Consider the following 6,546-nt stretch of genomic DNA (forward strand, 5'->3'; position numbering starts at 1 on the left):
TTTTACTCACACTGCCATGAACAAACCATTCACACTCAACCGCCGCAGCTTCACCGGCTTCGGCATGTCTGCAGGCGCAGGCTGGCTCGCCGGACTGGGCAACACCACTCGTGCCCACGCCGCCGCCGGAGACTACAAGGCGCTCGTCTGCATCTACCTTGCCGGCGGCAATGATCCGCACAACACCGTGGTGCCGCTGGAAACGACCCAGCGCCAAGCCTACGCCGCCGCACGTCCCGGCCTGGCCATGCCCAGCACCAATGCCGGTGAGCCGCTGGAGATCCAAGCGCTCGGAGGTGCCAAATACGGCCTGCACACCAGCCTGCCCTATGTGCAGCAGCTCTTCCTCGACAAACACGCCGCCATCGTCGCCAACATGGGTGTGCTGCCTGCGCCGCTCACGCGTGTGCAGTATCAAAGCAAGAGCGGTGTGCTGCCGGAGAACCTCATGTCCCATGCCGATCAGTATGTGCAAATCCAGAGCGCACTCACCAGCAGCCCCGACGGCTCCGGCTGGGGCGGACGCCTCTCTGACGCGATGAAAGCGGTCAACAACTCCAAGCCGCTCTCGTCACTGACCTGGGTGAACAACGCGGTCTTCACCACCGGCAGTGCCGTGCCTGCCACCCGCATGCAGAGCGGCAATCACTTCAGCCAATACGCACACTCCTTTCTGCCCACGACTGATCCACGCTGGATGGCGCAGAAGACGCTGGCCAACCTGCCATCCGGATTAACTCTCGTGGACGCAGCGAACAAATCGATGCGTGAGGCCTTGAACCTCGAAGCGGTCTTCTCAGCGCTGGCGGGAACACCGCCTTACAACGTGGCGTCCTTCCCAGGCTCCAGCATTGGCAAGCAACTCGCTGATGTCGCCAAGATCATCAACATGCGCGGCACGCTAGGCCTGACCCGGCAGGTCTTCTTCGTCGAGCATGCTGGCTTTGACACGCATGGCGGCCAGGACTGGGGCCACATGACGCTGCTCAAAGACCTCAATGCCGCCATCGCCGCCTTTTATCAGGCCACCAAGGACATGGGACTCGAAAGTGGCGTCACCACCTTCACCATGTCCGAGTTCGGCCGCACGCTGCAACCCAGCGGCACCGGCAGCGATCACGGCTGGGGCGGGCATCAGTTCGTCCTCGGCGGTGCGGTGAAAGGCGGTGACGTGTATGGCACCTTCCCCGACCTCAATCTCGCCGATCCGGCCAACCCACACTTCGCTGACAAACGCGGCGTGCTACTCCCCAGCACGTCCATCTCTCAATTCGGGGCCACACTGGCGAAATGGTTCGGCGCAGGCCAGTCCGACCTCGCCACCATCTTCCCCACGCTCGGGAACTTTGCCGTGCAGGATCTCGCCTTCATGGCCTGATCCCGAAACTCATGCCGCAGCATCGCTTGGCATCAGCCGGGGATGCTGCGGCCCGTGGGTGGGTTCGCCGGCGTGATCTTGGCCTGAAAATTCAGTTTGATTTCCTTCCCAGAGTCTCCACCATGCGCCTCCCCAAAACCTGACCCTACACCGTACCTGAATCATGGCAGTTGTTATCCGTCTCCGTCAAGAGGGCGCCAAAGGCCGCCCCGTCTTCCGTATTGTTGCGGCTGACCAACGCTTCCCCAAAGAAGGCCGTTTCCTCGAAATCCTCGGCACCTACGATCCTCAAAAGGGCATCAAAAGTGCTACCTTGAAGCTTGATCGCGTCAATGCCTGGATCGCCCAGGGGGCCAAGCCCTCCGACACGGTCGCCAGCATCATCAAGCACGCTCCAGTCACGGCCACGGCCTAAACCGCCATGGACGCGCCGGAAGCCCTCCGCGAGTTCCTTTCGTATGTGGTGGCGAATCTGATCGACCACCCGCAGCAGGCGACCATTGCCATCGGCACCAATGTGAACGGTGCCGTCACGTACCGGGTGCAGCTTGCCCAGGAAGACGTGCGGCATGTCATCGGCAAAAATGGCATGACCATCAGTGCCATCCGTTCGCTGTTAAACACAGCAGCGGAGAAGCACGGCATCAAGATCTCGCTCAAAGTGGGATCGGCCCGCGAAGAAGATGCGGAAGCCGGCGAGTTGATAGTGAATGGTTGATAGCCTGAGCGTTTTTCCGTTTCAGGCCATCAACTATCAACTCCAGACCATCAACCTTCATCACGCACACTTGCTGCCTGCCCACCAGCCCAAGGCGGCAGCGGTGACGCCAAGTGCGATGCTGCCGAAGGCGTTCAACAACGCGAGCCAGGAATGCTGGTTCACCAACAGCAGCCAGGAGTCGTTCGAGAGCGTGGAAAAGGTGGTGTAACCGCCGAGCACGCCGGTGGCGGCGAACAGCCACGGGCCGCTGCCTTTTTCCTTCATCACGGGCAGGGCGAACAGGAAGCCGAGAATGAAACTGCCGACGAGGTTCGCGGTAAAGACACCCCAAGGGAACACCGCACGCGGACATAGCCGCGCCATGCCAATAACCGTGGCGTAACGCAGCACCGAACCGATGCCACCGCCGAGGAAGACCAGGAGGACGTTGCGCATGATGAACTCAGACGGTGGTTTCGGCGTCAGCCGTGTCATCAACCTCAGGGGTGCCAGGTATCTGGGGCAAAACGGGCAGTTCAACGATCACGAGGTGTGGGAAATGCGGCAAAATCTGCCGCTCTAACGCCTCGACGAAGTCCTCTGACATCTCACGGCTCATGCCATCGTCCGTGACCAGCCAGCGATTGGCAAACCAGCCACGCTTGAGAACGATGTGAACCTGAAAACAGCCGCGCTTCATGCGCGCACCTACCTGCGCCACCTGGGGCCAGGAATAGTACGCCACGCCATAACGAATGCCGCCCTCGCTGATCGAAAGCTTGCAGGAATAGCCGGTGATGAAAGAAAAAAACCACGTCGTGCCCAAATAGAAGAACAGACAGCCCACCGCCGAAAGGCCGGCGGCAATTTGCACATTTTCCTCCGTGACCTCATTGCCTCGAAACAGACGAATGAGCACCCACAACATGATGACGCTGGCAGCGCAGGACATCATGAAGCCCAACACGCCGTGCGCGGGCTTGTAGGTGTGGTAACCGGAGAGAATCACACCCGGATTGCGTGAGGTGGTCAGCATGAGACCACCTCCTCACGTCTGGCTCCACCGACTGTCTGCGGCGCGATGCGCGCGCGCCAGACATAGCGTTGAAACAGTACTTTCACCGAGGCAGTGAGCGGCACAGCCAGGATGGCACCAAGCAAGCCGCCCAGCAGCAGCGCCCACACCAGCACGGACGCGATCACCGTGAGCGGATGCAGGCCCACGGCCTCACCCACGATGCGCGGCGTGATGAGCAGCGCGTCGATCTGCTGCACGAGAGCGAACACACCGGTCACGACGAGCGGCATGACCCACCATGGATCACCCGGCACGAGGGCGCTGCCGCCCTGCACCGCCGCGATGATCACCGCCGGCACCCAGCACAAGGCGATGCCAAGATACGGAATGATGCCCGCCACACACAACGCCAGCCCGATGAGCAGGCCGAAATCCAGTCCCACGATCACGAGGCCGATGCCAGTGGCGATGCCGTTGATGACGCTGACGAAAAGCTGGCCGCGAAAGAAGGCCACGAGGTAGCTGTTGATCTCGTTCAGGCAGCTTACGACCTCATCTTTGAAGGCTGAGGCACGCAGCGGCAGGTAGTCCGACCACTGCTGCTGAATCTTGGCGCTCTCGATCAGGAAATAATACAAGTAGAGCGGCACAATGATGAACGAGAGCAGGAAACCGAAGATGCCGAGGAAGCCGCCCACGCTCGATTTGACGAAGGTCCAGGCCATGCCGGGGAGTTTCGGCAGCGTGGTCTTCACCCAGTCACCGCTCAGGAATGCCTGGAGGTCAAAGTCGAAGCCGTCGGCGCTGGCGGTGGTCGCTGCCGCAGGCTGTTCCGGCGTGCTGGTGACAGCGTGTGTCGGCAGTGTGATGCCGTATTCTTTTTCGATCTTGGTGGTGAAGTCGATCACGGCCAGCCTTGCCTTCGTGTAGTAAACCGGCACGCGCTCGGCGAGGTGCCGCGTCGGATCATCCAGCTTCACCACAATCCACCAGCCGAGGCCACCAATGGCGAGCGTGAACACCGCAAACGTCAGCAGCACCGCACGCTGCCGATTCAGTCCGCGCCGCTCCAGCCATTCCACCCCCGGCTCCAGCAGGTAGGCCAGCACCCCGGCCACCGCGAACGGCACCAAGATCGGTTGCAGGAAGGCGATCACCTGCGTCAGCAGGTAGATCAGCCCGATTGCCAGCGCCCCGATGACCGTGATCGACAAGGCGGTCACGGCGGTCCATAGCGCATTGCGCTGGAAGGCGGTTGGCAGATTCTTCATCGGGAGGAAGTCGCGCATCCTAGCGGGTTGCGGCGGTTTGGGAACTGCAAAGATGCCGAAGTGATCGACACCTTTCCTCCGGTTCGTATCATCTCCAAATCATGTCCAAACCGCAGCCCCAGCCCGTCGATCCCGCCGAACTTCCGCAGCTCGCGCAGACCACCATGCGTGCCGCCAAATTTCCCATGCTCGCCACGGTGGATGGCGATCAGCCGCGTCTGCGCCCCGTGTCACCCGTGCGCACGGATGGCTTCACCATTTATGTCGCCAATCTGCGCCGCTACGGCAAGACGCATGAGCTTGCCACCAATCCCAAGGCCGAACTCTGCTACACCGACGACCAGCACAACCAGGTGCGCATCACCGCCAGTGCCGAGCTCGTCACCGAGCGCCCGCTGCTAGAGAAAATCTGGGCCACGAACCCGCTGCTGCGCGCCTACCTCGGCAGCATCGACAATCCCGAACTCATCCTCTACCGCTTCGTCCCCAACCGAGTGCGCTACATGCGCGAGTGGGCGCTGGAGTATTTTGAGGTGCCGTTGAGTTAAACTTGGCGGCATCAAGATGGGTGATTTTGCCGCAGATTCAGGGAAGCCACAGATTGTTTTTGTCTGGTAGAGCCTCTTGCAAAACCTCAGTCAGACTTGATGCAGGATATTTTTGCCTGCCCATGTTTTTGCCTTCCATTCTGGCGCAAGCCGCCGCCAAGCTTGGGATCGGGAGGCATTGAAGGCAAAAAGATGGACAGGCAAAAACATGCAGACTGCGCTTGGAAGAGGTTTTGCAAGAGGCTCAGGTAATCCGCGGTTTTCCTGAATCAGCGGCCAATCGTCCGTTTCACAAAATGTGATGACGCGCAGTATATACTTGGAGTCATCAGCTTTTGTGACAATGCACCGCAAGATTAAAATGGCGCAAGAGTTCCATTCGGTGACCTCTTGCTCCATTCTAATCTCTTGCGGTGATAAGCATGGATTCACAAAACCTGGTGACGCGGAGTATAAGCACACCACGCAAATTCCACGCTTACCATTCCCCACCGCTTTTCGTAAAAAGCAGGCCGCATGGCTGACGCCCCCTCCCGCTTCTCCTACACCTGACACTCCGCCGCCCCGCACCACGGGAGGCGGCTTCCGCTGGGAGCCGCCGACGCCTGAAGAACTCCAGGCCATGATGCCCGGCTATACGATTGAAAAAATCCTCGGTCGTGGCGGCATGGGCGCGGTGTATAAAGGCGTGCAGCAAAACCTCGACCGCACCGTCGCCATCAAGGTGCTGCCACCCGGCGTGGAAAAAGAAGACCCCAGCTTCGCCGAGCGCTTCAAGAGCGAGGCCAAGCTCATGGCCAAGCTCAATCATCCCGCCGTCGTCGCCGTGTATGACTTCGGCACCACCCTTGGCGGCCAGTTGTACTTCGCCATGGAGTATGTGGACGGCAGCGATGTCTCGCAGATGATCCGCACGCAGGGCAAGCTGCCGCCGGACCACGCCCTCGCCATCACAGCGCATGTGTGTGATGCGCTCGCCGCCGCGCACGAGCTGGGCATCGTCCACCGCGACATCAAACCGGCCAACATGCTCCTCAACATGAAGGGTCAGGTCAAAGTGGCCGACTTCGGACTCGCCAAGGTCGAGGAGCCCGGCCAGCACGGCCTCACCAAGACCGGCTACGCCATGGGCACGCCCGACTTCGTCGCCCCCGAGGTGCTCATGCTCGGCTCCAGCATCGATGGCCGCGCCGATCTCTATGCCGTCGGTGTCATGCTCTACCAGATGCTCACGGGCGAGATTCCACGCGGAGCCTTCAAGCCCGCCACCGCGCGCATCCCCGGCCTCGACCGCCGCTATGATCCCATCATCATGAAGGCCATGCAGAGCGACCGCGAGGAGCGCTATCAAAGCAGCGCCGAACTCCGCCGTGACCTCGACGTCATCCTCACCGTGCCTTTGGTGCAGCAAAACGCGCCCGAGAGCGCCGCCATCCCGGTTTCCCAAGTCGCGCAGATGCCCGCGCAACGCAGCGCCGCGCAGAAGCCTGTGGCAAAGGCTCCTGGTAGCCACGTTCGCCAGAACGTGGACGCGCGTCCCCAAGCCCACGCTCTGGCGAGCGCGGCCACCAGCGCTCCACCGGCGAAATCCAAAGCCCCGCTCTTTATCGGCATCGCAGCCGCTGCCGTCC

General features: G+C 61.0%; 9 protein-coding genes. 5 read left to right on the forward strand and 4 right to left on the reverse strand.

The features are described 5' to 3' along the window. Positions 1–16 precede the first annotated feature (16 nt). The 3 genes from ACKVY0_RS11585 to ACKVY0_RS11595 all read left to right on the forward strand — a co-directional run bounded on the left by ACKVY0_RS11585 (position 17) and on the right by ACKVY0_RS11595 (position 2,096). Positions 17–1,378, forward strand: a complete 1,362-nt coding sequence (locus ACKVY0_RS11585) for a DUF1501 domain-containing protein (RefSeq protein WP_409214978.1) — start codon at positions 17–19, stop codon at positions 1,376–1,378. Between the two features lie 163 nt (positions 1,379–1,541). After that, positions 1,542–1,793, forward strand: coding sequence for a 30S ribosomal protein S16 (rpsP, locus tag ACKVY0_RS11590; RefSeq protein WP_409214979.1), 252 nt, complete (start codon positions 1,542–1,544; stop codon positions 1,791–1,793). Between the two features lie 6 nt (positions 1,794–1,799). Then, the gene (locus tag ACKVY0_RS11595) at positions 1,800–2,096 is read left to right on the forward strand and encodes a KH domain-containing protein (protein ID WP_409214980.1); all 297 of its coding nucleotides are present in this window, start codon (positions 1,800–1,802) and stop codon (positions 2,094–2,096) included. 60 nt (positions 2,097–2,156) lie between these two features. Here the strand turns inward: ACKVY0_RS11595 and crcB are convergent, their stop codons facing one another. Genes crcB through ACKVY0_RS11610 form a run of 3 tightly spaced genes read right to left on the reverse strand, consistent with a single transcriptional unit; the run spans position 2,157 to position 4,385 of the window. After that, positions 2,157–2,534: a fluoride efflux transporter CrcB gene (crcB, locus tag ACKVY0_RS11600; protein ID WP_409214981.1), complete on the reverse strand. Its 378-nt coding sequence runs from the start codon at positions 2,532–2,534 to the stop codon at positions 2,157–2,159. A 7-nt stretch (positions 2,535–2,541) separates the two neighbouring features. Then, on the reverse strand, positions 2,542–3,114 hold the full coding sequence (locus ACKVY0_RS11605; RefSeq protein WP_409214982.1) for a hypothetical protein: 573 nt from the start codon (positions 3,112–3,114) through the stop codon (positions 2,542–2,544). Next, complete coding sequence (locus ACKVY0_RS11610; protein WP_409214983.1) at positions 3,108–4,385, reverse strand: AI-2E family transporter; 1,278 nt, start codon at positions 4,383–4,385, stop codon at positions 3,108–3,110. The genes ACKVY0_RS11605 and ACKVY0_RS11610 overlap by 7 nt, the downstream gene beginning before the upstream one ends. Positions 4,386–4,468: 83 nt before the next feature. On the opposite strand from ACKVY0_RS11610, the gene ACKVY0_RS11615 reads away from it, so the two are divergent. Beyond that, positions 4,469–4,915, forward strand: coding sequence for a pyridoxamine 5'-phosphate oxidase family protein (locus tag ACKVY0_RS11615; protein WP_409214984.1), 447 nt, complete (start codon positions 4,469–4,471; stop codon positions 4,913–4,915). Positions 4,916–5,005: 90 nt separating this feature from the next. On the opposite strand, the gene ACKVY0_RS11620 is transcribed toward ACKVY0_RS11615, so the two are convergent. Continuing rightward, positions 5,006–5,314: a hypothetical protein gene (locus ACKVY0_RS11620; RefSeq protein ID WP_409214985.1), complete on the reverse strand. Its 309-nt coding sequence runs from the start codon at positions 5,312–5,314 to the stop codon at positions 5,006–5,008. A 223-nt stretch (positions 5,315–5,537) separates the two neighbouring features. On the opposite strand from ACKVY0_RS11620, the gene ACKVY0_RS11625 reads away from it, so the two are divergent. After that, positions 5,538–6,546: serine/threonine-protein kinase (locus ACKVY0_RS11625; protein WP_409214986.1), on the forward strand; the 1,009-nt coding region annotated here is incomplete at its 3' end.

Origin of the sequence: Prosthecobacter sp. (assembly GCF_046154365.1) — a bacterium.
Taxonomy (GTDB): domain Bacteria; phylum Verrucomicrobiota; class Verrucomicrobiia; order Verrucomicrobiales; family Verrucomicrobiaceae; genus Prosthecobacter.

Coding starts and splice junctions, on each gene's coding strand:
- ACKVY0_RS11585 (WP_409214978.1), top strand. CDS start 17: ATGAACAAACCATTCACACTCAACCGCCGCAGCTTCACCGGCTTCGGC.
- rpsP (WP_409214979.1), top strand. CDS start 1,542: ATGGCAGTTGTTATCCGTCTCCGTCAAGAGGGCGCCAAAGGCCGCCCC.
- ACKVY0_RS11605 (WP_409214982.1), bottom strand. CDS start 3,114: ATGCTGACCACCTCACGCAATCCGGGTGTGATTCTCTCCGGTTACCAC.
- ACKVY0_RS11615 (WP_409214984.1), top strand. CDS start 4,469: ATGTCCAAACCGCAGCCCCAGCCCGTCGATCCCGCCGAACTTCCGCAG.
- ACKVY0_RS11610 (WP_409214983.1), bottom strand. CDS start 4,385: ATGCGCGACTTCCTCCCGATGAAGAATCTGCCAACCGCCTTCCAGCGC.
- crcB (WP_409214981.1), bottom strand. CDS start 2,534: ATGCGCAACGTCCTCCTGGTCTTCCTCGGCGGTGGCATCGGTTCGGTG.
- ACKVY0_RS11620 (WP_409214985.1), bottom strand. CDS start 5,314: ATGGAGCAAGAGGTCACCGAATGGAACTCTTGCGCCATTTTAATCTTG.
- ACKVY0_RS11595 (WP_409214980.1), top strand. CDS start 1,800: ATGGACGCGCCGGAAGCCCTCCGCGAGTTCCTTTCGTATGTGGTGGCG.